We start from the raw sequence: 26,280 nt of genomic DNA, 5'->3' as shown, positions 1-26,280 counted from the left end.
TTTAGAAAGGTTTTCAACGAAATGTATGGATCTCCGCCCCAGATCGCACAGTGAGGGTGTGACACCAGGCGCCGAAGTTGCTTTCGCGGACTCGTTTTCGCTATGATGGGGGTACAAATGTTTCGCGAAGAATAGACGGCTATTTGCACAAAAGGACGGACGATCACCAAAATGTCAGCGATACGCACATACATATGGGATGTAACAAATATCGATAAACAAAGCCTCCGGGAACGGCTCTCGGAGGCTTCGTCCATGCTGCGCGAGGGCGGGCTCGTAGCGTTTCCGACCGAGACCGTGTACGGGCTTGGGGCGGATGCGCGGAACACCGGCGCGGTGGAGCGGATTTTCGCCGCCAAAGGCCGGCCGTCGGACAACCCGCTCATTGTGCATGTGGCGAGTATAGAGGCGGCTGAAGCGCTGGCGGCGTCGGTTGGCGAGACGGAGCGCAGGCTCATGGAGCGGTTTTGGCCGGGGCCGCTGACCGTTGTGCTGCCGGTTCGGCCCGGCGCGGTATCGCCCCGCGTGACGGCGGGGCTCGATTCGGTGGCGGTGCGCATGCCCGCGCACGAGGTTGCGCTTGCGCTGATCGCGCAAGCGGGGGTGCCGGTGGCGGCGCCGAGCGCCAACCGTTCCGGGCGGCCGAGTCCGACGGTCGCCGCGCATGTGCGGGACGATCTGGAACGCCGCATTGACGGTATCGTCGACGGAGGCGCCGCCGACGTCGGGCTGGAGTCGACGGTCGTGCTCGTCGACCGCGATACCGGGGCCGTACGCGTGCTGCGGCCCGGTGGCGTGACGGCGGAAGCGCTGCGAGCCGCCGGATTCGTTGTGGCGGCGGACGGCGCGACCGCCGCCGCAGACGCCGGGGGAGCTCCGCGTTCCCCCGGCGTGAAGTACACGCACTACGCCCCGAAGGGGCGCTTGTGCGTGGTGGAAGGCGCCGCGGATGCGGTCCGCGCGCACATTCAAGCGCGCGTCGACGCCGACGCGGCGCAAGGGCTGCGAACGGCGGTGCTCGCGTTCGCGCAAACCCCCGGCGCGGCGCTGCCGTACCGCGCCGACTACACCGCCGCCCTCGGCGTCCGGGGCGACGCAACCGCTGCGGCGCAGAAGCTGTACGCCGCATTAAGAGACTGCGACGCCCGCGGCATCGCGCGCATATATGCCGAGGCCATCGACGTTTCCGGTCTCGGCCTCGCCTTCATGAACCGGCTGGAGAAGGCCGCCGGCGGCTGCAAGATTATCGTGCCGTAAGACATGTTTCCCTCCTTGTCCGCATAAGCATGTGTAATGATAATCGGACAAACAGGAGGGGGAAGATTTGGCGGAAATTAACGAACATTTGGGGCAGACGCTCACCATCCTCCTCATGGCGGCGGCGCTCGGGATGGACGCATTCTCGCTAAGTCTCGGAGTCGGGATGAGAGGCGTCCGGTTGATGAACGTCGCGAAGATCAGCTCGACGATCGCAGTCTTCCATGTGTTTATGCCGTTGGTCGGATTTTTCACGGGGAAATATGTAAGCACTCTCCTTGGCGACGTAGCCGTTATGGTCGGCGGCGGGTTATTGATCGCTCTCGGCGGCCACATGATCTACAGCTCGGTAAGAGGCGACAATGTCCAGTCCATAGATCACGGCTCTTTGGTCGGATTGGTTGCATTTGCGATGAGCGTGAGCGTCGATTCGCTGTCTGTCGGAGTAACGCTCGGCATGTTTGCTTCCGACCTCATTTTGACCGTCATCATGTTCGGGTTGTTCGGCGGTTTAATGTCGGCCACAGGGCTGCTGATCGGAAGAGGGGTCGGCCGCATGATCGGCGAGTACGGCGAAGCGCTGGGCGGGGCGATTTTGCTTGCATTTGGAATTTTGTTTTTAATTTAACCGTTATTTGGTTTACAATAGACACATAGCATGCACGCATGCTTCACATCGGTCCGAAAGAAGGAAAGGGGACTATCGCTCGTGAAGCATTTTCTATTTGTATGTACCGGAAATACGTGCCGGAGCCCGATGGCGGAATCGCTGTTCCGCAAGCTGGCGAAGGAGCAGGGATTCGACGCGGAAGCCAGATCTGCCGGCGTCTCCGCTATTAACGGCGCGCCGATGTCACGGCATTCGGCAACGGTTTTGAAAAAACGGGGGATCAAAGACGGACATTCGTTCCAGTCTTCGGAGCTGACGGCGGAGCTGGTGGAGTGGGCCGATACGATTTTTACCATGACGTCGCAGCACAAGCGTTACTTGTTGGAAGCTTTCCCGCAAGCGGTGGAAAAGACGTACACGCTTAAAGAGTTTGCGTACGACAACCCGGATACGGTAGCGCTGCTGCGCGACCGCGAAGCATTGATCGCCGATCTGCAATTGAAGATGGCGCTTAATCAACCGGTCACTATGGACGAACGGAATCAGGTACATGAATTGGAACGCAAGCTTCCCGACTTCGATATCGGCGATCCGATCGGCGGGCCTCTCCAGACATACGAAGCGGTTGCCCAAGAGATGGAGGAAGCGATCCGGATCATTATTCGCAAGTATATGAATTAGACCGCCTCCCGCGCCGGCCGTTGCCTCTTTACAATGCAGGCGGGATGCGATATGATGTTGTCAACATACGTCGACCCTGATGTAACTGGCGACATTCGTGGATCACCACAATGGAGCATCGGGGCATACGCCGGTCGCCTGGGCAAGAGCATCGACACGCAAGTGTCGTATGCTCTTTTTTGCATCTTGGGGTATAATATGGGTTGGAAAAGGTGTTCTGATTTAGTTCGAATGCGGTTATCCATAATTCATCGAAGCAAGGGAGACGTGTACGATGAGAATAGCAATCGGTGCGGACCATGCCGGATACCGGCTCAAAGCGGAACTTCTTGATTTCATTCGTTCGTTAGGCCATGAAGTGGACGATTTCGGCGCCCACGGGCCGGATTCGGTAGACTATCCCGATTTTGCGTCCGCGGTGTGCAACAAAGTGATTTCCGGAGAAGCCGACCGCGGCATCCTTATTTGCGGAACGGGCATCGGCATGTCGATCGCCGCCAACAAAATACCGGGAATACGCTGCGCGCTTGTTCACGATGTGTTCTCCGCCAAAGCGACGCGGGAGCACAACGACTCGAATGTGTTGGCGATGGGAGAGCGAGTGGTCGGCCCCGGGTTAGCGCAAGAAATAATCGGCACTTGGCTCGCTGCGCAATTCTCCGAAGGTGAAAGACACAAAAACCGTATCGCAAAGGTGACATCGTTAGAGGCGCAGCAGTCTCTTCATCCGTAACGCCGTTTACGTCTTGGCACACGCAGCGAAACAAATCGCGGGAGGTGGATGTCCGTGGCGGAAACTAAGTTGGATTTGAAAAGTTTGGCGGACGACGCGTATACGATCGCGAAGGAAACGGCTGATGCCGGCGGATTGCGTGCCGGTCAGCTTGTCGCGGCAGGCGTCAGCACGAGCGAGGTTCTCGGCAGCCGGATCGGCACGGCGGGAACATCCGATGTGGCGGCGGCATTGTTCGCCGGGCTGCAGCGGTTCCGGAACGAGACGGGCTGCTACATCGCCTACCAATGCTGCGAACATCTGAACCGAGCGCTTGTTGTGGAGCGGGAAGCCGCGGAGCGGTACGGGCTTGAGATCGTCAGCGTCGTTCCCGTGCCGAAAGCCGGAGGGGCGATGGCGGCTTGGGCCTACCGCCACCTGCCCGACAGCGTGATCGTCGAAGAGGTGCGGGCGCATGCGGGCATCGACATCGGCGAGACGCTCATCGGAATGCATCTTCGCCGGGTGGCCGTTCCGTTCAGACCGTCGGTACGAACTGTCGGAGCCGCCCGGGTGAACGCCGCGTATTCGCGCCCGAAGCTGGTCGGCGGCATAAGGGCGGTCTACACGCTGCCGCAGGAAGGCATTGAGCCTGTGCCGGCCGCTTCGGATACCGGGACGCTTACGATGGAAGACATATAGCGAAATTTCAGACCAAATAGTTGGGGAGTGGACGAACATGGAACATTTGCGGTCGCAAGATCCGGACATGCTTAAGGCGATGGGTGAGGAGCTGGGCAGGCAGCAGCGCAATTTGGAATTGATCGCATCCGAGAATATCGTTAGCGAAGCGGTCATGCAGGCGATGGGATCGGTGTTGACGAACAAGTACGCGGAAGGTTATCCGGGACGCCGCTATTATGGCGGCTGCGAATATGTGGACGTCGTTGAAGATTTGGCGCGCGACCGGGTGAAGCAGCTGTTTGGGGCCGAGCACGCGAACGTACAGCCGCACTCCGGCGCTCAAGCGAACATGGCGGTATATTTGGCGGCGCTCAATACGGGCGATACGGTGCTCGGCATGAACTTGGCGCACGGCGGCCACTTGACGCACGGCAGCCCGGTGAACGCATCCGGCATTCTTTATAATTTCGTCGCGTACGGCGTGAATGAAGAAACGCATTACATCGATTACGACCAAGTGCGCAAGCTGGCGTTCAAGCACCGCCCGAGGCTGATTGTCGCGGGAGCGAGCGCATATCCGCGGATCATCGATTTCGAAACGCTCGGCCAAATCGCGAACGATGTAGGCGCGCTGTTCATGGTCGATATGGCGCATATCGCGGGACTCGTTGCCGGCGGCTTACATCCGAACCCGGTGCCGCACGCTCACTTCGTTACGTCGACAACGCATAAGACGCTCCGCGGTCCGCGCGGCGGCCTCATTCTGTGCCGCAAGCCGTGGGCGGCCGCGATCGACAAGGCCGTATTCCCCGGCACGCAAGGCGGTCCGCTCATGCACGTGATCGCCGCGAAGGGAGTCTCCTTCGGCGAAGCGCTCCGTCCGGATTTCAAGACGCATGCGGCGCAAGTGGTGGCCAACGCGAAAGCGATGGCGGACCAGCTCCTGTCCGAAGGCGTCAACCTCGTGTCCGGCGGAACGGATAACCACTTAATGCTGGTTGATCTCCGCAGCTTGAACATTACAGGCAAGGAAGCGGAGAAGGTGCTGGACGAGGTCGGCATTACCGCGAACAAGAACGCGATTCCGAACGATCCGGCCGGCCCGATGGTCACCTCCGGCATCCGCATCGGCACTCCCGCGGTGACGACGCGGGGCATGAACGAGGACGACATGCGCGCGATCGCCCGCATTATCGCCATGGTGCTCAAGTCGCCTAAGGACGCTGCCGTCATCGAGAAAGCGCGAGGCATGGTGCACGATCTGACGGGGAAATATCCGCTGTACCCGAATTTGAAGTATTAATTCAGCCGTAAATAGGCGACTTTGAGGTACTTATTTGCTCCGTACTGATGAGGCGGCGTTAGCGATAGGGGATTTTCAGGGACTTATTTTTGCCGGAACGCCGGCTTTTCCCATGAACTATGTGGAAATAAGCACCCGCAAATCCCCTATGCGCCGCTGAAAGGCAGCAATGATCATAAATAGGTACCTGAAAATCCTTTAATCAAAAAAGGCTGCACGATGAGTCATAAACGGCAAAAGGTGAATTCTTATGCCGCAAGGCAAACTTCCTCTAATTGTAGTCTTGCTTCTATGCAACTTATATTTCAACAATCTCCACATGCTCAACCTTCAGATCAGCACCGTACTCCAGCTTCACATCAACGACAAACCCAGCCGGTGAAATATTGCCTGGGATAACGGCAACAATTTTATTGTCCTCGAGTTGATAACGGACAATCGACCCGAACCCGACTTTGTCATGCCAAACCGCTGCAAACGATTCCTCATAGCTCTGTTCGAACTTTTCACCCGAAATATCGAGAGTAACCTTCATTTTGCCATAGGCCTTCACAATTTCCGATTTCGCACTGCCGTTAATAAATTCAATTGCACTTTCCACAGGCATCTCAGAGAGATCCTCTTCGTTAAGGACATGAATTTCCTGATCATATACACCGGTGCCATACCCCTTAGTTACAATTATGACAATCTCATCGTTTCCGTCTTGATCCGTATCAATGAGTTTAAGATCAGGAAAGTAGGACTCGTTTGTTACCGTCGACCAGGAAAAGCTTTTTTCCGTATTGCCGGTTTTAATCGTTATCACTCTAAAAACCCCACCCTCTTCTTTGCCGCCGTAAAGAGTAACACCGTCCGCAGCCGCTAATTCCGTTTTCTCTGATAAAGGCTGCGTGCCGACCGTTTCTGTTTGGGATGAATCAGGCTCTGCCTCTTTATCATCCGCGAACCCGCACCCCCCAACCAATATTGCAAATAACCAAAGTAAAAGTAGTTTTTTGAGCATTGCTTCCTATAATCTCCCTTATATGATTTGTATATCATACAAACGCGCTTTTCACATTTTAAGTTCCACCCGAATAAAAAAAAGCACTCATTCCCTTCACCGGGAGCGGGTGCTTTTCCGCCGATTATCCCAAGATCACTTTCTTGCCCGTTCTTGCGCTCTCTATCGCCCCGTAAACCATCGCCACGCTCTTGATATTGTCGCGGCAGTCGGTTTCGGCCGGGCGGCCTTCGATCAGAGCGGCGAACATTTCGTCAAAACAACCGTCATGGTACTCTCTTCCGGTCCAAGTCGTTTCGGCCTCGACCCGGTTGTAGGAATTCAAGAAGACGCGTTCCTGCGGAGGAATGACAACCTCGCAATAAGGCGCGTTCTTGCCGTCCCACATGGCCGTTCCTTTGCTTCCGACGATGCGCCACTCCGCTTCCCATGAAGTCGGATGCCCTTCAGCGCTCCACGATCCCCTGTAATTAAATACGGAACCGTCCGCGTATTCGAAAATACAGACCGCCGAAGCGTTTCCCTTATACCAAGAACCTTTCGGATTAAATTCGTGGCAATATACGGCGACCGGATCTTTGCCCGTAATGAACCGGGCTTGATCGAACGTGTGAATGGCCATATCGAGGATCAACGGAGAATCCATCGCCTCGCGGAATCCGCCGAAGTGCGCTCCGATAAAGAAGTCGGCGCATATGAATCCCGGCTCTCCTATGACGCCTGAAGTTACGGCTTCTCCAAGTGCCCGGATGTTCTTTATATAACGGCGGTTTTGCATCACGGAATAGGTGCGTCCGGTACGTTCGACTGTTTCTATTACGCGGCGCGCCGCGTCGATCGAATGGGCCATCGGCTTTTCCCCGAACACGTCGCATCCCATCTCTAAAGCTGTCGTCACAACGGTGAAATGACTTTCCGGTATCGTAACGTCAAACACAAGATTTGTGCCCGTCGCCCCGATCGCCGTCCGCACATCGGTGAACGTTTGACCGACGCCGAATTCGTTCCGGTACCGCTCGGCGTTCTCAGCATTTATGTCGACAAAAGCGACAATTTCGCAATCGTCACGGCGAAGCGCGCCTTCGACCCATTTCCTCGCCATTCCTCCGCAGCCGACGACAGCCACATTAAATTTAGCCATGTTCCGCCACTCCTCTGATGCATGTGATGGCACTATTGTAGCGCAAACGAGGCTCCTGTCCCATGAACGGAGTTAACTTTTTATCGTACAAAAATATTATTTTTGAAATTACATGTCCAAAAGTTTGTTCTTATGGCATCTATTAACCGGACAGGCGAAAATGAGCGATCCTAAAAAAACGAAAGCGAGGCGAACGATTTGAATGAAAATGAAGTTTTGATCGAAATACTGGACAAGAGGGAGCCCAAACAAAAGCTTGTCGTTAGAAATTCGGATATTTCCGGCTCCGAATTCAACGACTGCCGTGCGGAAAACGTCACATTTCACGACATTTCCCTGCCCCGCGTCAAAGTTACTTATGCGGACTTAAGCAACTGCCATTTCAACGATATGAATATGAGGGACGGCAAAATCAGCGATGCGAATTTGAGCCGGCTTACGATCGACGGAGCGAATATTAGCGGGGTAACGATTCGTAACGCAGGTGCGAAGGATCAACCTGTCGTATTCGATAATGTCGCAGTCGCCGGCAGCACGTTCACCGGTTGTGACTTGACGAATGTAAATCTGACTAACTGCAAAATAGAAGGGCTGCGAATCAACGGCATATTGATCGAAGAACTGCTGAATCAACGAACGGAGTAACGAAAACGAAGGCTCGCAGGCTGTCGAGCATCTCCTGGGAGGCACGCGCACGAATGGAAATCAAAACCGGATCCCCCGTTACCTGCGGAATCCGGTTAATTTTTTTGGTTCATTGATCAGCTTCGTCGTGCAGCGGCGACAGAGCATCCCGCAGCCGCTCCAATGCCTGCAATCCCTTTTCTTCCGCTTGTTTGGCGTCATGAAGAAGCTGCGCCCGTTCGATTAATGCGGCTTCTTCATCGCCGTCGCCGCTATGCTTTGTTTGCCCCAATACGATTTCTTTTTCCATACGGCTCCCGAATGTTTTTTTGGTTATAAATAATTTCTGACATCCGGCAAAAAAATCCTTTACGAGAGGTTATAATATTTGGGAAAAAAGGAGGCGGCGGCGATGCGGCAAACAGCGGTGATGACCTTTAATTTGCGGAGGAATTCATGGATGGACGGGCGCAACGCTTGGAGGTGCAGGAAGCGAGGCGCGGCGGAAGCGATTTTGTCCGCCGGGGCGGATTTGATCGGCACCCAAGAAGGGCTTCCGCTTATGCTGGAGGAGCTGGATTCGCTGCTTCCCGGTTATGCGCGCATTGGTGAGGGCCGGGACGGAGGCTCCCAAGGCGAGCATTGCGCGATTTACTTTGCGAAAGAGCATTGGACGCCAGTGGAGCACGGGACGTTCTGGCTCTCCCCGGCGCCGGAGAAGCCGGGCAGCCGCGGATGGGGTGCGGCATTCCCCCGCATATGCACGTGGGCAGCATTCGAAGCGGCCGACGGTTCGGGAGCGCGACTGGCCGTCTACAATGTGCATCTGGACCACATTAGCGGCCTTGCGCGCGAGCGCGGCGCGGCGCTTGCGGCGGCGCGCCTGATCGAGCGCCGCGCCTGCGCCGGTGAGCCCGCCGTCTTGCTGGGCGACTTCAACACGCGGCCCCGCCGTCCGGCGGTGGCGCAGTTAAGCGCCCCGCCTTGCCGGCTGGTTGACGCCTACGGCGCGTATCCCGGAGGCACGGCGGCCGTCGGCGCCACTTATCACGGCTTTCGCGGCGGCAGGGCAGGCGGTGAACCGATCGATTACATCTTCACCACCGAAGACGTGTTTATCGACCGTATCGTCGTCGATCGGGACCGGTATGCCGGGAAATACCCGTCGGATCATTATCCGGTAATCGCCCGAATTTCGCTTCCGTAGCGGGTAACGTCGGGTGTTACATCACTTTGTGTTACAGTGGGTCACTTTGCGTTACACGATAACACCATGTAATGCGTCATTGAGAAAATAGAGGAAGTTGGGGGCGTTGTAAGCCTGGTTTTCCGGAGAATTTCGAAAATAGAGGAACTGGGGGGCGCTATTGTGATGGAAATGTGGAAAAGACGAGTTAAATCGTTCGAATAAAACCCTCTACTTCCTCTATAGTTTTGGTATATGGCAAAAATGCTACGATAACGGTCTGTGGTTCCTCTATTTTCTAGTCCTCTAATTTCAAAAGGCCACTAGCCGAGCAAAAAAGCTGCCCCTCAGGAGCAGCCGCATCTTATCCCTTCACCGAGCCTCCAAGCAGCCCGCGGATGAAGTAACGTTGGAGCGAGAAGAACACGATCAAAGGAACAATCATCGATACGAACGCGCCGGCGGTCAGCAGGTGCCAATCGTTGCCGCGGGAGCCGACCATATCCGCGAGGCGCATGGACAGCACCTGCACGTTCGGCTGGTTGCCAAGAAAGACGAGCGAGACCAGGTAATCGTTCCATACCCATAAAAACTGGAATATGCCGATGGATGCGATCGCCGGCACCGCAAGCGGCAGTATTAACCGGGTGAAGATCGTATAGTGGCCGGCGCCGTCGATAAACGCGGATTCAAAGATGTCTCTGGGCAGCTGGCTGATGAAGTTGAACAGGAAGTACGTGGCGAGCGGCAAGCCGAAGCCGGTATGCGCAAGCCACACGGACAAATAGGTGCCGTTAATGTTTAGAGTCGTGTAATCCCTTAACACCGGGATGAGCGCTACCTGCAGCGGTACGACGAGCAAGGCGATGACGATGACGAACATCGATTTACGGCCTGGAAACCTCATCCAAGCAAAACCGTACGCCGCGAACGACGCGAGAAGAATGGGAAAGACGACTGCAGGCAGCGTAACGGTAACGGTATTCAGGAAGGCGCGCGACAAGTTGTCTCCTCTGACGGTCTGCGTTGTGCCCCCGATATTGACTTCAAACGTCTTGCCAGTCAACACATTTCGGTAGTTATCCAGTGTAAAGCTCCAGTTGGCGGTCCAATCCAAAGTCTCCACGTTCAGTAGCCGCTCGCGGCGGTCAGCCCACACGAGACGCTGCCCTCCCTCCAAAGGCACGCCCTCGAGCAGTTCTCTGTTCGTATACGTTCCGTACCCCGGCACTTCAATCGGTGCGCGCAGCGATGTTTCTTTCGGCAGTTGGATTTGCTCGGCCATCGCATACTCCCTGTGCGGCAAAACCGTCCACCAGCCCGAACCGAGTATGGCGTCCGGGGTTCGAAACGAAGATACCAGCAAGCCGAATGCCGGAATCGTCCAGATGAGCACGATGAGCGCCAATGCGGCATTAATAATGATTTGTCCGGCGGTTATCCGCTTTTTCCGCGCCTTAGCTTTCATCGGAATCCTCCTTCCTGTCGGAACGTCCGCAAGTTGTAGATGATGACCGGTATGACGGCTATTAGGAGAACGATTGCGATCGTTGAGCCGACTCCGGAATTACCGTATGTAAAGAACTGCCGGTAAAACTGGGTCGCGATGACCTCCGTACCGTACTGTCCGCCGGTCATGACGATGACGATATCGAAGATTTTCAGCGTAAACACGATAATCGTCGTTGTGACGGCAACGATCGTGCTTTGAATGAACGGGATGATGATGGAGAAGAAGATTCTGACTTCATTCGCTCCGTCCATTCGTCCGGCTTCCAACAGATCGTCGGGCACGCCCTTGATCGCGGCTGAAAATATGACCATGGCGAAACCCGTCTGTATCCAAATCAAGATGACAATGAGGAAGAAATTGTTCCACGGCTGAACGAGCGAAGTCCAAGCTTGCGGTTCGCCCCCGAACGCCGTGACGATCGCGTTCAACAGCCCGATCTGAGGCTGGTTGCCGGGCGTGTAGTAGTAAATGAACCGCCAGATAATGCCCGCCGCAACGAACGATATGGCCATCGGCAAGAAAATAAGCGCTTTGGCCAGTCTTTCGAATTTGCTCCGTTCGGCGAGGATTGCGATCAACAGACCGATCGATACGCAAGCGAATGTGCCCAGCACGACCCAGTACAGGTTGTTCCGAAGCGCGGTGACGAGCGTCCGTTCCGTGAACACGGTCACATAGTTTGCAAGCCCGACGAAACGTTTCGCTCTTGCGTCCAGAAAGCTTAAATAAAGCGTCCGGATGGTCGGGATGAACAGCAGCCAGGTGAGGAGGCCTATGCCGGGGCCGATAAACACGAGCGGTTGGACATGCTCTTTCACCCAGTCCGGATATCGTTCCACCAGCCAGTGAACGGCAAAGTACGCGAGCGCGAAGCCTCCGACGCCTACTACAATGGCGCTGACGGTTTGCACGACCGGGTGCAAGCCTTGGTTTATGTCCCGCAAAAACCGAAACACCACGTAAACCAATAAAACGGCAGCCGCGGGCACAACGACGGAGAGCAGCGCCAAACGGCCGGTAAACGGTTGTTTCTTCCGCCGGTTCGGAGGTTGTCCGGTCGAGTTCATGAGTGAATCCACCTTTCTAGAGAAAAAACGGCGGAGGGCTCCGCCGCTTATCGTTTCGTGTTTTACTTCACGGTCGTCCAGCCTGCTTGGATTTCCGTCATCGCTTCATCCAGATCGACCGTGCCGCTTATATAGTCGGTCATGCCTTTCCAGAACGTGCCCGCGCCCACGGCGCCAGGCATCAAGTCGGATCCGTCGAATCGGGCGCTGTCCGCGTTCAGGATAATCTCCGCAATGCCGCGGTCGACCTCGTTCGTGTAAGCGTCGAGCGGAAGGTCCTTATGCGGTGAAATCGCGCCGCCGGATGCGACCCAGCCACTCACCGATTCGCCCGTCGTGAAAAATTCCATTACGGCTCTAACTTCCGGACGGTCGTTGAAAGCGGCCATCAAGTCGCCCGCAACAAGGACCGGCTTACCGAATTGTTCGTCGATCGGCGGCAGGTAGAAGAAGCTGTAATCTTCACCCGCGGCCAAGCCTGGAGGGAAGAAGCTCGTAATAAAGTTGCCTTGTTTATGCATATAGCAGCCCGGCGGATTGTCGAACATCGGCTTCGGAGAATCTCCGAAGAACGTCGTTACGATCGCTTTGCGTCCTCCGTACACATAATCGTTGTTTAACCAAATCTCAGACATTTTCTTGACGGCGTTCTTTACGGATTCGTCGGTGAAAGGAAGCTCGCCGGTCGTCCACTTATCGTAGTTTTCGAGCGACGTGGTGCGGAGCATGATCTCTTCCAGCCAGTCCGTCGCGGGCCAGCCGGTGGCGGCGCCGGATTCGATGCCGATACACCATGGCGTGCCGCCGTCTTCGACGATTTGGTTGGACAGGGCGATCAACTCGTCCCACGTCTGCGGAATCTTATATCCTGCCTCTTCAAATTCTTTCTTCGGATACCAGACCAAGCTCTTTGCGTTAACCCGGTGCCAGACGCCCGCCATAATATCGCCGTTGGGGCCGTCCATCATCGCCATGTCGAGCCAGCTTTGGTTGTAGTTTTGCTTCAACTTGTCCATGTCCAAGAATGTGCCGGCGTCCAGCACCTTGCCGTCCTTGACGAAATTCGCGAGCAAACCCGGCTGCGGGAAATCCGCGATATCCGGCGCGTTGCCGCCGTTCACGCGGATGGCGATCGTCGCTTCGAATTCTTTGGAGCCTTCGTATTGAATGTCGATGCCGGTTTGCTCCTCGAACGGCTTTATCGCGGCGTCGAATTTCACGGCGTCTTCGTCGGTGAAAGGACCGAACATTTTGACCGCCGTACCGGCAAATTCTTTATTCATGGCTCTTTCCAAGAAGGTGCCTTGTCCGGCAGCCGCGTCACCGTCGCCGGCCGGCGGCGTTTCTCCCGCGTTATCATCAGCCGCGCCGGCGCAAGATGTAACCAATATGCCGATGAGAAGCAGGATTGCCAGGAAGGAAGAACGGTATTTCTTAGTCATGCCTGTGCCCCCTCGTTGATGAAGATTCATGCTCGGTTACCAGTATCCCTCGGCTTTGGCGAAATCATGCAAAGAAAAAACAGCGTCCGCCTGTGCGAACGCTGCGTGTTGAAAGCTTATTGGCGGACCGGTGCGACGCGGTAAACGGCTCTTTCCGTGCGGATCAACAGTTCGTTGTTTTGCAATGTGCCGCTGCAATCGCCCTCGAGCGCAATTTCGTAAGAATTCCTTGGCAGGCCGGAGGCGCCGCCCTCTTCGTCTGCGGCTATCTTTCCTTTGCCGTGCAATATGATCCGGTCGTCATCCACATAATCGTCGGCTTCGGGTTGTCCCGCGCGGTACGATATTTTCTCTAATTCCAGCATTACTTGATCCACGTCGCCTTCTTCTTCCTTGCGGATGATCACGGATTCGTTCACATGGCCGAGAAGCCAGTCCGTCATTTCGCCCATTCCCATCTGCATCTTCCGTTACCTCTTTTCTTAAGCGGTCATGCGCCGGTTGTTCGGAATTAAGGTAACCAAATCCTCAGGAAAATAAAACCCGTTATTGGTTCTTCTGAGATTCCGCTTCTTGAGCGGACGCAACGGGCGCACTCGCTTCCTCGGTTTCTTCGCTATCCCAATACATTTCCGCAAGCGCCTCAGCCAGGATCTCCATGGACCTTTTCGCCTCTTCCAACGAATTATCAACGCCTCCGACTTCGACTAGCACGCTTTGAGGAGAAAGGGATTGGTTGAACTCGCCGTTCGATCCTTCCAGTTTGCCGACAACCCCCTTTGAAAGACCGGGAATTTTCTCATCCACCCGTCTGCTGATCTCTTCGGCAAATTTGAAATTTTTTTCAAATTCGGGATTTCTCTTGCCGATGACGAACCAAAGCTTTGCGTAAGTCTTGCCGTCTTTCGTAAGAGTGGTTTTCTCCCTTCGGGCCGAATCGCGATGGAGGTCAAGGATAAACTGCAGTTCGGCATTTTTCTGCATAACGGCTTTCACTGTTTTCCTTGACTGCGTGTAAGCCGTTTTCCAACTGTAGGCCGATTCGTTATGCAGCGCTCCGATCCCTTTGTCCGCCAAACGCTCGACTAAATGTTTGCCCACAGCCGTTACGGTGATGGAACTGTCTTTGAGCGAATAGGCACGATCCGGCTTCGTCTCGCCGTCCAACTCGGGCAAGTATGATTCCGTATTGTGGGTGTGATAGACGAATGCGATTTTTTTGGACAAGTCGGCGGCCGGCGGCGTGTTCGGCTCCGGATCCGCCTCCGGTGTTCCGGGCGTACCGTCATTCGGCTGCGCGGGATCCTGCCCGGAATTGCCGTCTTCCGCAGGCTCCTCGTGCAGCCCCAAATCCGGAGACGGAGGTATTTCCAACGGGAATTCGTGCGCCTCCGTATCTTTGCCGCGAACGAGAATCACGTATTCGTTATTCGGAGCGCCCGGCAGCACTTGGGCGGCCAGGGTGCGCGGATCCCCGATGTCGACGCCCGTAGCGAGCCGCGTAAGAAACCCGGTCACTTTCTCCGAGGAGAACGAGGACGAATTGGCGTCCTGCGGCAGCTGCCGGACCTCCATTCCGAGCATATCGATGAATACTACGCTCGGCAAAGACGCCGCCGCTCCCTCCAAGCCGCGTACCGGCGTATCTTCCATCTTCCAAAGAATAGAGACGATCGTGACGACCGCGAAAATGCCCACAATGCACCATACAACTACCGTTCCGAATGCCCTGGCCAAACTTCCGGCCGTTTCGGCGAGAAATCGTCCGACGTGCTTCCATTTCATGGTTTGCTCTTCTCCTTGCCGATTGTGCGGTGTGATAGAGTCCTTTTGCGCTAGTATTAGGATTCTATGAACTGTTGCTAGGGGGTAGAACCTAAGAAGGCCGGGCATAGGTGCATGCAAAGTAGGACAATGTTATAATGGTTAAGATTTTTGCTTATAACGACCATAGTCAGGAGGCCTAAGCGCATGGGGAAAGTGTTTCTGTGCGACCATCCGCTAATCCAGCACAAGCTTACATACATACGCGACGAGCGCACGAATACGAAAGACTTCAGGGAATTGGTCGACGAGGTGGCGACGCTGATGGCGTACGAAATCACCCGTGACATACCGCTTGAGAGCACCAAGGTAAAAACTCCGGTGGCTGAGGCCGACAGCAAGATTATTTCCGGCCGTATGCTCGGCCTCATACCGATCTTACGCGCGGGTCTCGGAATGGTCGACGGTATCCTGAAGCTGCTGCCGGCCGCAAAAGTCGGGCATATCGGCCTGTACCGCGATCCGGAAACGCTTCAGCCCGTGGAATATTACGCCAAGCTGCCTACCGATGTCACGGAGCGGGAATTGATCGTCATCGACCCGATGCTGGCGACCGGCGGTTCTGCGATCGCGGCGATCGACCTCTTGAAGAAGCGCGGCTGCGTCCAAATCAAGCTCATGTGTCTGATCGCGGCGCCGGAGGGCGTGCGGGCGATGCAGGAAGCGCATCCGGACGTCGATATATACACGGCAGCCATCGACGATTACTTGAACGATCACGGCTACATCATTCCCGGTCTCGGCGACGCCGGCGACCGCTTGTTCGGAACGAAATGAATACTCCCGCCATTTACTCCAGTTGAAATGGGGTTTTCTGGTGTGTCAATCGCGGACAAACCTTTGGGACTACTTTTGAGCCTGTTGGAACATTAAAACTTCAGCACTTCCTCGGCTCTTACGGTGGCTTGAACATTTTACGTAACAGAGCCATGGTGTACCTGCTACAATCGCAATGTTCAGTTGTCATAGAACATACGTTCCTATCAAGATTATACCATATTTACCCACAACAGCAACACCTAATTTCCGGATAAATCCAAAGAAGAGCCGATTTTCTCCTTATAGAAGTGGGAGTCCTCTCGGCTGATTAAGACAGTGATTTTACGAAAAAGGTGAGGGAAACCGATGACCAAACGCATTAAAGTCATGACGGTGTTCGGCGGGAGGCCGGAAGCGGTTAAGATGGCCCCGCTCATACTCGAGCTTGAGAAGCATAAAGAAACGATCGATTCGGTCGTCTGCGTGACGGCGCAGCACCGGGAATTGCTGGACAGCGTACTTGAAACGTTCGATATCCGGCCGGATTACGATTTAAACGTAATGAAACAGCGCCAAACGTTGAATGAAGTGAGCATCCGCGTCCTGCAAGGGCTTGAGCCGGTGCTGAAGGAAGAAAAGCCGGATATCGTGCTTGTTCACGGGGACACAATCACTACGTTCCTTGCCAGCTTTGCGGCGTTCCTGCAGCAAATCCAGGTCGGGCACGTAGAGGCTGGCTTGCGCACATGGAACAAGCTGTCGCCGTATCCGGAAGAGATGAACCGGCAGTTGACGGGCGTGCTTGCTGATCTGCATTTCGCCCCGACGGACTGGTCGGCGAACAATCTCCGCAAGGAGAACAAGCCGGAGGACGCGATTTACATTACCGGAAACACAGTAACGGACGTGGGCCGGTACATCGTGAAGGAAAATTACAGTCACCCGCTGCTTGAATGGGCGCAAGGGAAGAGGCTCGTCCTCATGACCGCGCACCGCCGCGAGTCGCAGGGAGAACCGCACCGCAGAGTGTTCCGCGCCGTTCGGCGCATCGCCGACGAGTTCGACGATATCGCGGTCGTGTACCCGATTCACCCGAACCCCGCGGTGAAAGAGCCGGCTCACGAGATGCTCGGCGGCCATCCGCGAATCAAGCTGGTCGATCCGTTCGACCTCGAGGAAATGTACAACTTCTATCCGCATACGCATTTGATCTTGACGGACTCGGGCGGATTGCAGGAGGAAGCGCCTTCGTTCGGAGTTCCGGTGCTTGTCCTTCGCGACACGACGGAGCGTCCGGAAGGCATCGACGCGGGCACGCTTGAGCTCGTCGGGACGGATGAAGACCGCATTTACGAACGCGCGAGGGCGCTGCTTACGGACAAGGCGCTGTACGAGAGAATGAGCCGGGCGGCAAACCCTTACGGAGACGCTCGCGCATCGGAGCGAATCGTGCAAGCGGTCCTTTACCATTTCGGAGTTTCGGACAAGCGTCCTGAACCGTTTCGTCCATAAGCGCCAAAGTTAACAGCATACAGTTGTACTGTATGGTTGTGAAAGGCCGAAAACTATTGCCGCATAAGGGTTTTTGGGTCGGTCGTTCACGGAATGTTTGAAATTAGGAGAATTGACAAAGCTTCTCACACTTCGTTACAATTAGTGAGGGTTACAGGGATGAAAGCGGAAAACAAGGAACCGAAGAAGAAACCAGTACGGCCTTGGAAGACGTTTTTAATAGTAAATGCTCTCGGGATCGATTTTGTCGTCTGCGTATTGGCGGGCTTTTTTCTCGGCTCGTACATACAGCGCTTGACGGGCAGCGTCTTGTGGATGGTTGCGGGACTGCTGCTCGGAATTGCGGCCGGCGTCTGGAGCGTCATCCTACTTATCAAAAAGTTCATGGAGGGCGCCGATGGATGATTTGAACGTTCATCTTCGGTCCGTTACGAGGTTTATCTTCTTTTTTTTGTCCTTTTGCCTCCTAACTTGGGCTTTGTTCCCTACGGCGCGTCCGATTGCCGCAGGTCTTGCGGTCGGGGCGCTTGCCGGCTGGGTCAACGCGATATATCTGTTTCGTAAGGTGAAACGAATTGCGGACAGCGCCGCGGCGCAGTCGTACCGGCGTACGAATCTGGGATTTCTTACGAGAGCGGCGGTAGCGGTTCTGGCGGTCGTGATCGCTTTGAGAGTTCCCGGCATCAATCTTTATGCGGTCATCGCCGGATACTTTGTGACGCAATTGGCAACACTCCTATTGGGTTTTCTTGGTATTCCTCGCGGAAAGGGGTGAAAAATGAAACATGCATGAATCACCGATTATTGACGTAGGCGGATTTAGCATCGACTTGTCGGCGATCCTCATGATTACCGTCACCTGTATTATCGTGTTTGTACTTGCACGCATGTCCGTAAGGAATTTGTCCGTGACGAATCCCGGGAAGCTTCAGAATTTTATGGAGTGGGTCGTCGATTTCGTGCGCAACATCATTTCCAGCACAATGGACATGAAGATCGGCAAGCAGTTCGTCTCGCTCGGGCTTACGCTCATCATGTTCATCTTCATTGGGAACATGCTCGGCTTGCCGTTCGCTGTCGTTACCGAACACGACAAAGAATTCAGCGTATTCGGGTATGAAGTGAAATCGGTTACCGAGGCGCTGCACAAGCAGCATGAAGCCGGCAACCATCATCCGCACGCGGAAGTGGTCTGGTGGAAGTCGCCGACGGCCGACGCGTCCGTCACGATGGGACTCGCGCTCATCACGATCTTACTGGTACACTTCTTAGGATTGACGCAAAACACGAAGCATTACTTGAAGCACTATTTCGAACCGCACTTTTTGTTCTTCCCGCTCAACCTGCTGAAGCAGGCGGCCAAGCTGCTTACGCTCGGTCTTCGTTTGTTCGGGAACATTTTTGCAGGCGAAGTTCTGATCGCGGTATTAATCGGCGCAGGTGTATTCGGGATTCCGGGTCTGGTCATCTGGCAAGGGTTCTCGCTCTTCGTCGGCGCGATTCAAGCGTTCATCTTCGTCATGCTTACGATGGTGTACTTGTCCCAAGAGCTCGATACCCCTCACCATTAAGGGGCGGCTCGGCCTGTATTGCAGGTAAGGGATACACAATACATTAAATAAACCTTTCAATAGGTCAAGGAGGATTTTATTCATGGGTGCAATGGCATTTTTGGCGGCTTCTATCGCAATTGGTTTGGGTGCGCTCGGCGCAGGTCTCGGTAACGGTATGATCGTCAGCAAGACGGTCGAAGGTATCGCTCGTCAACCGGAATTGAAAGGTTCGCTTCAAACGACAATGTTTATCGGTGTCGCTCTCGTCGAGGCTCTTCCGATCATCGCGGTCGTATTGGCATTCTTGTTCTACGGCGCAGCTTAATAGGCACTGCTTAGAAAGTGCCGGCGAGGTTCGGCGGGGATGGCCAAACGCCTCCGCGCCTTCGTTTTGCCTCGCCCGGTGTCCGCGTAGACTGCGAATGAACGCCTTAAAGAAGGGAGTGACCCCCACATGGATTTCCATTGGGAATCAACGGTATTCGCGATTGTCGCGTTCGCGATTCTTTATTTACTGTTAAATAAGTATGCGTTTGGTCCGTTGTTCAGCGTAATGGAGAAGCGCAAGGCTCACGTTCTCGGCGAAATCGAGCAAGCGGAGAAAAGCCGCAAGGAAGCCTCCGCTTTGCTGGAGGAACAGCGCAAAGCGATCGAACAAGCCCGCAAGGAAGCGCAAGATATCGTTGAGCAAACCCGCAAGATCAGCACGAAGTCGGCGGAGGAAATGATCGAAGCCGCGAAGGCTGAGGCTCAGCGTTTGAAAGAAAGCGCGATGCAGGATATCGTCAACGAGAAAAACCAAGCGATTGCGGAGCTTCGCAGTCAAGTCGGCGAGATGTCCGTCAAGATCGCTTCCAAGATTATCGAGAAAGAAGTCGATCCGAAGGCGCAAGACCAGCTGATCGACAAGTACCTGAAAGAGGTAGGGAACCGATGAGCGGCGCGGCGGTAGCGGCTAAGAGGTACGCGAAAGCGCTGTTCGAAGTGGCGAAAGATAAGGGTGCGATTGAAGAGACGCAAGCGCAATTGGCGGCGGTAGCCGAGGCGATCGGCGGCAATGCGGAAGTGCGGGCGTTCTTCGACCATCCGAACATCGGCAGCGACGTAAAGATTCGCGCGTTGAAGGACGCTGTCGGCGGGAAGGTGTCGGACCACGTGATGAACGCGCTTCAGCTGCTCGTTGAACGCGGTCGCGGTTCGGCGATTTCCGCGGTACTCTCCGCTTATATTTCGATTGCGGACGAGGCGCTCGGCCGCGCGAAAGCGTCGGTAACTTCAGCGTTCGAACTGACGGAAGAACAACAGGATGAAATCGCGCGGCAATTCAGCGCGTTAACCGGAAAGAAAATAACCGTGGAGCCGGCTGTCGACCCGTCGCTCCTTGGCGGTGTCCGTATCCGCATCGGCGACACGCTGTATGACGGCAGCTTGGCTACGCAGTTGGCCGAAATGGAAAGATCGTTCAATAAAGCACGATAGGGGTGAGGTTCATTGAGTATCAGACCCGAAGAAATCAGCACGCTGATTAAGCAGCAAATAGAACAGTTTCAATCCGAAGCTCGCGTGGTCGAAGTCGGCACCGTCATCCAGATCGGCGACGGTATCGCGCGCGCGCACGGGCTCTCGAACGTCATGGCCGGGGAGTTGCTCGAGTTCGAGAACGGTACTGTGGGTTATGCGTTCAACCTCGAGGAAGATAATGTAGGTATCGTTATTCTCGGTCCTTACAAAGAAATCAAAGAAGGCCAGCAAGTTAAGCGTACGGGACGTATCATGGAAGTTCCGGTCGGCGAAGCGATGCTCGGCCGCGTCGTGAACCCGCTCGGCCAGCCGTTAGACGGCAGAGGACCGATCGAGACGACGGAAGCCCGTGCGGTGGAATCTCCGGCGCCGGGCGTTATCGACCGGAAATCGGTTCACGAGCCGATGCAAACCGGCATCAAAGCGATCGACTCGATGATCCCGATCGGCCGCGGCCAGCGCGAGCTCATTATCGGCGACCGCCAAACGGGTAAAACTTCGATTGCGATCGACACGATCCTTAACCAGAAGGGCAACGGCGTGATTTGTATCTACGTTGCCATCGGCCAAAAGCAATCCACCGTTGCGCAAGTTGTGGAAACGCTCCGCCGTCACGGCGCTATGGAATATTCCATCGTCGTCAACGCAGGCGCTTCCGAGCCGGCTCCGCTTCTTTGGTTGGCACCGTACGCGGGCTGCGCGATGGGCGAATATTTCATGTATAAAGGCCAGCACGTCTTGATCATCTACGACGACTTGACGAAGCAAGCTGCGGCTTACCGCGAATTGTCCCTCTTGCTCCGCCGTCCTCCGGGACGCGAAGCGTATCCGGGCGACGTATTCTACTTGCACTCCCGTTTGCTCGAGCGCGCGGCGAAATTGAACGACGAGCTCGGCGGCGGCTCCTTGACGGCGCTTCCGTTCATCGAGACGCAAGCTTCCGACGTATCGGCGTACATTCCGACGAACGTGATCTCGATCACGGACGGACAAATTTTCTTGGAATCCGACTTGTTCTATGCGGGACAGCGTCCGGCGGTTAATACCGGTATTTCCGTTTCCCGCGTCGGCGGTTCCGCGCAAATCAAGGCGATGAAGAAAGTCGCGGGCACGCTGCGTCTTGACCTCGCACAATACCGCGAGCTCGCCGCATTCGCGCAGTTCGGCTCCGATTTGGATAAATCGACGCAAGCCCGCTTAACCCGCGGCGCCCGCACGATGGAAATATTGAAGCAGGGCGTTCACGAACCGATGCCGGTTGAGAAGCAAGTCGTTTCGATTTATATCGCGACGAAAGGCTTCCTCGACGATATTCCGGTTGGCGATGTAATCCGTTTCGAGAAAGATTTCCTCGCCTATGTCGATGCGAACTACCCTCAAATCTTCGGCGCGATTCGCGATACGAAGGATTTGAGCAAGGACACCGAAACGCTCATTACGGAAGCGGTGGAAAAGTTCAAAAAGGGCTTCTCCGTTTCGGCGTAAGCGCGGAAGGAGAGTGAATAGACATGGCTAAAGGCATTCGCGATATTAAACGGCAGATCAAAAGCATACAGAACACGAAGCAGATCACGAAAGCGATGGAAATGATCGCCGCTGCACGCTTGAAGCGGGCGCAGGACGCGGCCCAGTCGGCACGTCCATACGCCGACAAGCTTCGGGAAGTGATCGCAAGCATCGCTTCCGCCGGCGGCGACGTCAAGCATCCGATGCTTGAGAAGCGTCCCATTAAGAGGACGGGTTACTTGGTAATCACCTCTGACCGCGGATTGGCCGGCGGCTACAATGCGAACCTGCTGAGGAAAGTGATGGTGGCGCTTCGCGAGAAGCACGGCTCGAAGGACGAATATATGATCTTCGTCACCGGGCGCAAGGGACGCGATTTCTTTCGCCGCCGTGACATACCCGTAGCGTTCGAAACGACCGGTTTGCCGGATTTCCCCCGTTTCTCGGATATTAAAGACATCGCCGCGACTGCGGTGAAAGCTTACGAAGAAGGCACGATCGACCAGTTGGTGATGGTGTACAACGAGTTCCACTCGGCGATTTCGCAAAAGCCTGTCGATAAGACGCTTCTCCCGCTCGGGGAAGTGAAGTCGGACGGAGGCGTTACCGCGAGCTACGAATTTGAACCGAGTCCCGAAGTCGTGCTGGATCATATTCTGCCGCGTTATGCGGAAACGCTCATTTACAGCGCTGTTCTCGAAGGCAAAGCGAGTGAGTTCGGCGCGAGGATGACGGCGATGAGCAATGCGACCAAGAACGCGACAAAGTTCATCTCGACGCTTACGCTGCAGTACAACCGGGCGCGTCAAGCGGCCATTACGCAAGAGATTTCGGAAATCGTAGCCGGCGCGAACGCGCAAGGGTAGTTAACGGGATTATAGAGAGCAAAGAGTCAACCTGGCGGTTGACGCGAAGTGCTCTATCATGAGCAAGGAGTCAACCTTCGGTTGACGCGTAGTGCTCTATCACGAGCAAGAAGTCAATCGTGAGATTGACGCGTAGTGCTCCATTACGAGCAAGGAGGGTAAACGATGAACAAAGGACGCATTCTTCAGGTCATGGGGCCGGTCGTCGACGTAGAGTTCGAGCGCGGTCAACTGCCTGGAATCTCCAATGCGATTAAATTGTATCGCACCGCCGGCGACGCTAACGCGGTCGTTACCGCGGAAGTGGCGGTTCACTTAGGCGATAACGTCGCCCGTACGATCGCGATGTCATCGACGGACGGTTTGGTGCGCGGCGGCGAAGTCGCCGACACCGGAGCTCCGATTTCCGTACCGGTAGGTGCGGTTACGCTCGGACGCGTATTCAACGTCCTTGGCGATCCGATCGACAACGCCGGCGACGTGTCGCGAGACGCGGTATTGCCGATTCACCGCGAAGCTCCGGAATTCGCGGAATTGTCCACGCAAGCGGAAATTCTTGAAACCGGCATTAAAGTTATCGACTTGCTTGCACCGTACGCGAAGGGCGGTAAAATCGGACTATTCGGCGGCGCGGGCGTAGGCAAAACCGTATTGATCCAAGAGCTCATCAACAACATCGCTCAAGAACACGGCGGTATCTCCGTATTTGCCGGCGTCGGCGAGCGGACTCGCGAAGGTAACGATTTGTATCACGAGATGAAAGATTCCGGCGTTATCGACAAAACCGCGATGGTGTTCGGCCAAATGAACGAACCGCCGGGAGCGCGTTTGCGCGTTGCCTTGACGGGTCTGACGATGGCTGAGTTTTTCCGCGACGAAGAAGGCCGCGACGTTCTTCTGTTCGTCGACAACATCTTCCGTTTCACGCAGGCCGGTTCGGAAGTGTCCGCGTTGCTCGGACGGATGCCGTCCGCGGTAGGTTACCAGCCGACGCTCGCGACGGAAATGGGTCAGCTTCAAGAACGGATCACCTCGACCAAGAAGGGTTCGGTTACATCGATCCAGGCGATCTACGTTCCTGCTGACGACTACACCGACCCGGCGCCGGCGACGACATTCGCTCACTTGGACGCAACGACGAACTTGGAGCGTAAAATTTCGGAGCTCGGCATTTACCCTGCGGTGGATCCGCTGGCTTCCAGCTCCAGAATCTTGACGCCGGAAGTTGTCGGCCATGAGCATTATGAAGTGGCGCAAGGCGTGAAGCGTCTTCTCGCCCGCTATAAGGAACTGCAAGATATCATTGCGATTCTCGGTATGGACGAATTGTCCGATGAAGACAAGTTGACCGTTTCGCGCGCACGGAAAGTGCAGCGCTTCTTGTCCCAGGCGTTCCACGTCGCCGAGCAGTTCACGGGCCAGCCGGGCAAGTACGTGCCGGTTAAAGAAACGGTTCGAAGCTTCAAAGAAATTCTCGAAGGTAAACACGACGACCTTCCGGAAGCCGCTTTCCTCTACGTTGGCACCATCGAAGAAGCAGTAGAAAAAGCGAAGAAATTGTGATCGGGGGTATATAGCCCATGAGCACAATGTTGTTGGAGATCGTCACGCCGGAGAGAAAGATTTACTCGCAAGAAGTGAAGATGGTGATTGCTAAGGGAATTGACGGGGAACTCGGCATTTTGCCTAACCACATTCCAATTGTTACTCCCCTCCGCATCGCTGCCGTCACAGCCAAGATCGAAGGGCAGAAAGACCATGTAATCGCCGTGCACGGCGGATTTATGGAAGTTCGGAAAGATAAGGTCATCATTTTGGCCGAAAGCGCCGAGCTTCCGGAAGAAATCGATGTGGACCGCGCTGCGCGGGCCCGTGAACGCGCGGAAGCGCGTTTGCGCGAAGCGCAGCAGGAAAACGTCGACTTCCGCCGCGCGGAACGCGCCCTTGAGCGCGCGCTCTTGCGGATTAACGTTAAGAACCGGGATCTATAGCTGTCATTAACCGCTGCCTTCGGGCGGCGGTTTTTTGGTGCGGCAATAGTCAGAGTAACCGGCTTAATAGACAGCCTAACTCGTGTTAATTGTCAGGAAAGTCGACTAATGTGTACATAATCGGCTTTTGGCTTACAAATCAGTAGGGTTTATTCATTCTATTAGTCGCCTTTCCTGACAATTAATCAGGGTAAAGCTGCTTAATTCAGCCATCTTCACGCCTTGAAATCGTCCATTAGTCAGCCAATCCGTACATTTAGTCGGGTCCCGTATGCTTAAAAGTCGGGAAAGGCGACAAAACAAGGCTCGAAGGGACATAACTCCCTATTTCTCGTTGCAGCGCATGTCCTGTCACGTGGAGGAAATAATAACCTCAACTCCACGGAAGGCGGTAATACAATGGACAAATACGTTCTCTATCATGATTTGCGGGATGCGTTGCAGCACGGAACTTGCGCCGTGTGCACGCTTGTGGAACAAAGAATCGACCGCGCTGTCAAGGTTATTCTTCGGGAAGGCTTCACCGATACGGAGCTAAGGGGATCTTACATACGTGCCAAAGGCTATTGCAACCATCATGCTTGGCAGGTGAGGGAGGCGGGAGACCCTGTGGCCCATGCCGTGATGTACAGGGGTCTGCTGGAGCAGCATCGGGCATCGCTGGAACTTTTTATGAATGAGAGAAATAAGATCGGCGAAGCTGTCAGTAAAGAAAGCCCCGTTCAGCGTATACGATCGATATTGCAAGGCATTAAAGAGGAACCGAAGAAGAAGACGGACACGGAAACCGTTCGTTATTTGGACAGCTTTTCATCCAACAATCGCTGTCCGCTGTGTGAAATGGCCAGATCGTGCGAGCTGAGGTATGTGGAATCCATCATCGATTATTATGAGGGGGATGAAGACTTCAAAGAACGATACCGCAACCGCGGCGTGCTGTGTCATCCCCATCTACGGCAGCTCATTCAAAATCATCCCGACAGAGCGATCCTAGACGAATTGCTTGAAATTCAACTGGGACGATTGGATACATATATCGAGCACCTCACCGAAATCGAAAAAAAAGCGAATTACAGCTATTCGGAAGCCGACATCGGGGCGGAAAGAGGCGGGTGGATACGAGCCGTCCATCTGGACGTTGGGGTACCCGGAACCGATACGTCTTACAAGTTGAAGTTGAAAAGCGGGAACAGGCTTGGCGACTTTGTATTGAAGGATTAGTTTCGATCCGTCCGCGGACCCGCTTGTTCGGGGAATACACCGGAGCCGTCGTTGGAGCAGTATGCGGGATTGCGGAAACCGGGAAAATGCGGCGGTATTACGAGAGACAGAAACAGAGTCGAAGCGAATGAGGCCCCGTAAGCCTGAACAGGCTGCGGGGCTTAATTCGACGATTTATAAATTTTTGCGATATGAAAGGTATATTCTTATGTTTCAAGAAAAAACTTCGCCTACAAGGACTTACCCGCTTCGTGCGGAATCAGGAGGCGGATAAATGGCAGCGCTTGTTCCACAATGAAAC

General features: G+C 55.0%; 30 protein-coding genes and 1 riboswitch. Of the genes, 22 read left to right on the top strand and 8 right to left on the bottom strand.

Annotated features, from left to right (window positions below; genetic code table 11):
• Window positions 1-171 precede the first annotated feature (171 nt).
• The 6 genes from JET16_RS27390 (at window position 172) to JET16_RS27365 (ending at window position 5,247) form a co-directional block, all read left to right on the top strand.
• Window positions 172-1,257 (top strand): L-threonylcarbamoyladenylate synthase, encoded by a 1,086-nt coding sequence (locus tag JET16_RS27390; RefSeq protein WP_199623635.1) that lies wholly within the window; start codon window positions 172-174, stop codon window positions 1,255-1,257.
• 115 nt (window positions 1,258-1,372) lie between these two features.
• Window positions 1,373-1,885, top strand: coding sequence for a manganese efflux pump MntP (locus JET16_RS27385; RefSeq protein ID WP_199623794.1), 513 nt, complete (start codon window positions 1,373-1,375; stop codon window positions 1,883-1,885).
• 81 nt (window positions 1,886-1,966) lie between these two features.
• Complete coding sequence (locus tag JET16_RS27380; protein WP_199623627.1) at window positions 1,967-2,548, top strand: low molecular weight protein arginine phosphatase; 582 nt, start codon at window positions 1,967-1,969, stop codon at window positions 2,546-2,548.
• Window positions 2,549-2,619: 71 nt separating this feature from the next.
• A riboswitch (ZMP/ZTP riboswitch) is annotated at window positions 2,620-2,699 on the top strand.
• Window positions 2,700-2,822: 123 nt separating this feature from the next.
• Complete coding sequence (gene rpiB / locus JET16_RS27375; RefSeq protein ID WP_199623624.1) at window positions 2,823-3,281, top strand: ribose 5-phosphate isomerase B; 459 nt, start codon at window positions 2,823-2,825, stop codon at window positions 3,279-3,281.
• Between the two features lie 48 nt (window positions 3,282-3,329).
• The gene (locus JET16_RS27370) at window positions 3,330-3,962 is read left to right on the top strand and encodes a TIGR01440 family protein (protein ID WP_199623622.1); all 633 of its coding nucleotides are present in this window, start codon (window positions 3,330-3,332) and stop codon (window positions 3,960-3,962) included.
• Between the two features lie 37 nt (window positions 3,963-3,999).
• Window positions 4,000-5,247, top strand: coding sequence for a serine hydroxymethyltransferase (locus tag JET16_RS27365; RefSeq protein WP_199623620.1), 1,248 nt, complete (start codon window positions 4,000-4,002; stop codon window positions 5,245-5,247).
• Between the two features lie 298 nt (window positions 5,248-5,545).
• Here JET16_RS27365 and JET16_RS27360 read toward each other — a convergent pair whose 3' ends face one another.
• Both JET16_RS27360 and JET16_RS27355 read right to left on the bottom strand, forming a co-directional pair.
• Window positions 5,546-6,253, bottom strand: coding sequence for a hypothetical protein (locus tag JET16_RS27360; protein WP_199623618.1), 708 nt, complete (start codon window positions 6,251-6,253; stop codon window positions 5,546-5,548).
• Between the two features lie 124 nt (window positions 6,254-6,377).
• Window positions 6,378-7,394, bottom strand: coding sequence for a Gfo/Idh/MocA family protein (locus JET16_RS27355; protein ID WP_199623616.1), 1,017 nt, complete (start codon window positions 7,392-7,394; stop codon window positions 6,378-6,380).
• Between the two features lie 198 nt (window positions 7,395-7,592).
• Here JET16_RS27355 and JET16_RS27350 point away from each other — a divergent pair, with 198 nt between their 5' ends.
• Window positions 7,593-8,039 (top strand): pentapeptide repeat-containing protein, encoded by a 447-nt coding sequence (locus JET16_RS27350; RefSeq protein WP_199623614.1) that lies wholly within the window; start codon window positions 7,593-7,595, stop codon window positions 8,037-8,039.
• A gap of 109 nt (window positions 8,040-8,148) precedes the next feature.
• Here JET16_RS27350 and JET16_RS27345 read toward each other — a convergent pair whose 3' ends face one another.
• On the bottom strand, window positions 8,149-8,328 hold the full coding sequence (locus JET16_RS27345; RefSeq protein WP_199623611.1) for a hypothetical protein: 180 nt from the start codon (window positions 8,326-8,328) through the stop codon (window positions 8,149-8,151).
• A 102-nt stretch (window positions 8,329-8,430) separates the two neighbouring features.
• Here JET16_RS27345 and JET16_RS27340 point away from each other — a divergent pair, with 102 nt between their 5' ends.
• Complete coding sequence (locus JET16_RS27340) at window positions 8,431-9,225, top strand: endonuclease/exonuclease/phosphatase family protein (RefSeq protein ID WP_199623608.1); 795 nt, start codon at window positions 8,431-8,433, stop codon at window positions 9,223-9,225.
• A 343-nt stretch (window positions 9,226-9,568) separates the two neighbouring features.
• Here the strand turns inward: JET16_RS27340 and JET16_RS27335 are convergent, their stop codons facing one another.
• The 5 genes from JET16_RS27335 to spoIIP form a co-directional block, all read right to left on the bottom strand.
• Window positions 9,569-10,672, bottom strand: a complete 1,104-nt coding sequence (locus JET16_RS27335) for a carbohydrate ABC transporter permease (protein WP_199623605.1) — start codon at window positions 10,670-10,672, stop codon at window positions 9,569-9,571.
• Window positions 10,669-11,784, bottom strand: coding sequence for a carbohydrate ABC transporter permease (locus JET16_RS27330; RefSeq protein WP_199623603.1), 1,116 nt, complete (start codon window positions 11,782-11,784; stop codon window positions 10,669-10,671). Before JET16_RS27330 ends, JET16_RS27335 begins: the two co-directional genes overlap by 4 nt.
• A gap of 62 nt (window positions 11,785-11,846) precedes the next feature.
• Window positions 11,847-13,226 carry an ABC transporter substrate-binding protein gene (locus JET16_RS27325; protein WP_199623600.1) on the bottom strand — a complete coding sequence of 460 codons (1,380 nt, stop codon included), beginning with the start codon at window positions 13,224-13,226 and terminating at the stop codon, window positions 11,847-11,849.
• Window positions 13,227-13,342: 116 nt separating this feature from the next.
• A complete protein-coding gene (locus JET16_RS27320) occupies window positions 13,343-13,690 on the bottom strand; it encodes a hypothetical protein (RefSeq protein WP_199623597.1) in 348 nt (115 codons plus the stop codon).
• An 82-nt stretch (window positions 13,691-13,772) separates the two neighbouring features.
• Window positions 13,773-15,011 (bottom strand): stage II sporulation protein P, encoded by a 1,239-nt coding sequence (gene spoIIP / locus JET16_RS27315; RefSeq protein WP_199623594.1) that lies wholly within the window; start codon window positions 15,009-15,011, stop codon window positions 13,773-13,775.
• A 186-nt stretch (window positions 15,012-15,197) separates the two neighbouring features.
• On the opposite strand from spoIIP, the gene upp reads away from it, so the two are divergent.
• From upp to JET16_RS31205, 14 genes are all read left to right on the top strand, one after another.
• Entirely contained in the window at window positions 15,198-15,827 is a 630-nt protein-coding gene (gene upp / locus JET16_RS27310) for a uracil phosphoribosyltransferase (protein ID WP_199623591.1), read from the top strand.
• A 348-nt stretch (window positions 15,828-16,175) separates the two neighbouring features.
• The gene (gene wecB / locus JET16_RS27305; protein ID WP_199623588.1) at window positions 16,176-17,321 is read left to right on the top strand and encodes a non-hydrolyzing UDP-N-acetylglucosamine 2-epimerase; all 1,146 of its coding nucleotides are present in this window, start codon (window positions 16,176-16,178) and stop codon (window positions 17,319-17,321) included.
• A gap of 159 nt (window positions 17,322-17,480) precedes the next feature.
• On the top strand, window positions 17,481-17,726 hold the full coding sequence (locus JET16_RS27300; protein ID WP_199623584.1) for an AtpZ/AtpI family protein: 246 nt from the start codon (window positions 17,481-17,483) through the stop codon (window positions 17,724-17,726).
• On the top strand, window positions 17,719-18,096 hold the full coding sequence (locus JET16_RS27295) for an ATP synthase subunit I (RefSeq protein ID WP_199623570.1): 378 nt from the start codon (window positions 17,719-17,721) through the stop codon (window positions 18,094-18,096). The genes JET16_RS27300 and JET16_RS27295 overlap by 8 nt, the downstream gene beginning before the upstream one ends.
• 10 nt (window positions 18,097-18,106) lie before the next feature.
• Entirely contained in the window at window positions 18,107-18,892 is a 786-nt protein-coding gene (atpB, locus tag JET16_RS27290; RefSeq protein WP_199623561.1) for a F0F1 ATP synthase subunit A, read from the top strand.
• Window positions 18,893-18,974: 82 nt separating this feature from the next.
• Window positions 18,975-19,199 carry a F0F1 ATP synthase subunit C gene (gene atpE / locus JET16_RS27285; RefSeq protein ID WP_199623558.1) on the top strand — a complete coding sequence of 75 codons (225 nt, stop codon included), beginning with the start codon at window positions 18,975-18,977 and terminating at the stop codon, window positions 19,197-19,199.
• A gap of 129 nt (window positions 19,200-19,328) precedes the next feature.
• Entirely contained in the window at window positions 19,329-19,811 is a 483-nt protein-coding gene (gene atpF / locus JET16_RS27280; RefSeq protein WP_199623556.1) for a F0F1 ATP synthase subunit B, read from the top strand.
• A complete protein-coding gene (locus JET16_RS27275; RefSeq protein ID WP_199623553.1) occupies window positions 19,808-20,353 on the top strand; it encodes a F0F1 ATP synthase subunit delta in 546 nt (181 codons plus the stop codon). Before atpF ends, JET16_RS27275 begins: the two co-directional genes overlap by 4 nt.
• Before the next feature lie 12 nt (window positions 20,354-20,365).
• Window positions 20,366-21,880, top strand: a complete 1,515-nt coding sequence (gene atpA, locus JET16_RS27270) for a F0F1 ATP synthase subunit alpha (protein ID WP_199623550.1) — start codon at window positions 20,366-20,368, stop codon at window positions 21,878-21,880.
• A 23-nt stretch (window positions 21,881-21,903) separates the two neighbouring features.
• Window positions 21,904-22,767, top strand: coding sequence for an ATP synthase F1 subunit gamma (gene atpG, locus JET16_RS27265; RefSeq protein ID WP_199623548.1), 864 nt, complete (start codon window positions 21,904-21,906; stop codon window positions 22,765-22,767).
• A 165-nt stretch (window positions 22,768-22,932) separates the two neighbouring features.
• A complete protein-coding gene (gene atpD, locus JET16_RS27260; protein WP_199623545.1) occupies window positions 22,933-24,330 on the top strand; it encodes a F0F1 ATP synthase subunit beta in 1,398 nt (465 codons plus the stop codon).
• Window positions 24,331-24,347: 17 nt separating this feature from the next.
• Complete coding sequence (locus tag JET16_RS27255) at window positions 24,348-24,758, top strand: F0F1 ATP synthase subunit epsilon (RefSeq protein ID WP_199623542.1); 411 nt, start codon at window positions 24,348-24,350, stop codon at window positions 24,756-24,758.
• A 399-nt stretch (window positions 24,759-25,157) separates the two neighbouring features.
• Window positions 25,158-25,979: a DUF6062 family protein gene (locus JET16_RS27250; protein ID WP_199623526.1), complete on the top strand. Its 822-nt coding sequence runs from the start codon at window positions 25,158-25,160 to the stop codon at window positions 25,977-25,979.
• Window positions 25,975-26,253 carry a CGNR zinc finger domain-containing protein gene (locus JET16_RS31205; protein WP_407673208.1) on the top strand — a complete coding sequence of 93 codons (279 nt, stop codon included), beginning with the start codon at window positions 25,975-25,977 and terminating at the stop codon, window positions 26,251-26,253. The genes JET16_RS27250 and JET16_RS31205 overlap by 5 nt, the downstream gene beginning before the upstream one ends.
• The last annotated feature ends 27 nt before the right edge of the window (window positions 26,254-26,280 follow it).

It is taken from the genome of Paenibacillus alkalitolerans (assembly GCF_016482785.1).
Lineage (GTDB): Bacteria > Bacillota > Bacilli > Paenibacillales > YIM-B00363 > Paenibacillus_AE > Paenibacillus_AE alkalitolerans.
The sequence above is the reverse complement of the archived record's forward strand: the minus strand, read 5'-3'. Positions and strand labels throughout refer to the sequence as shown.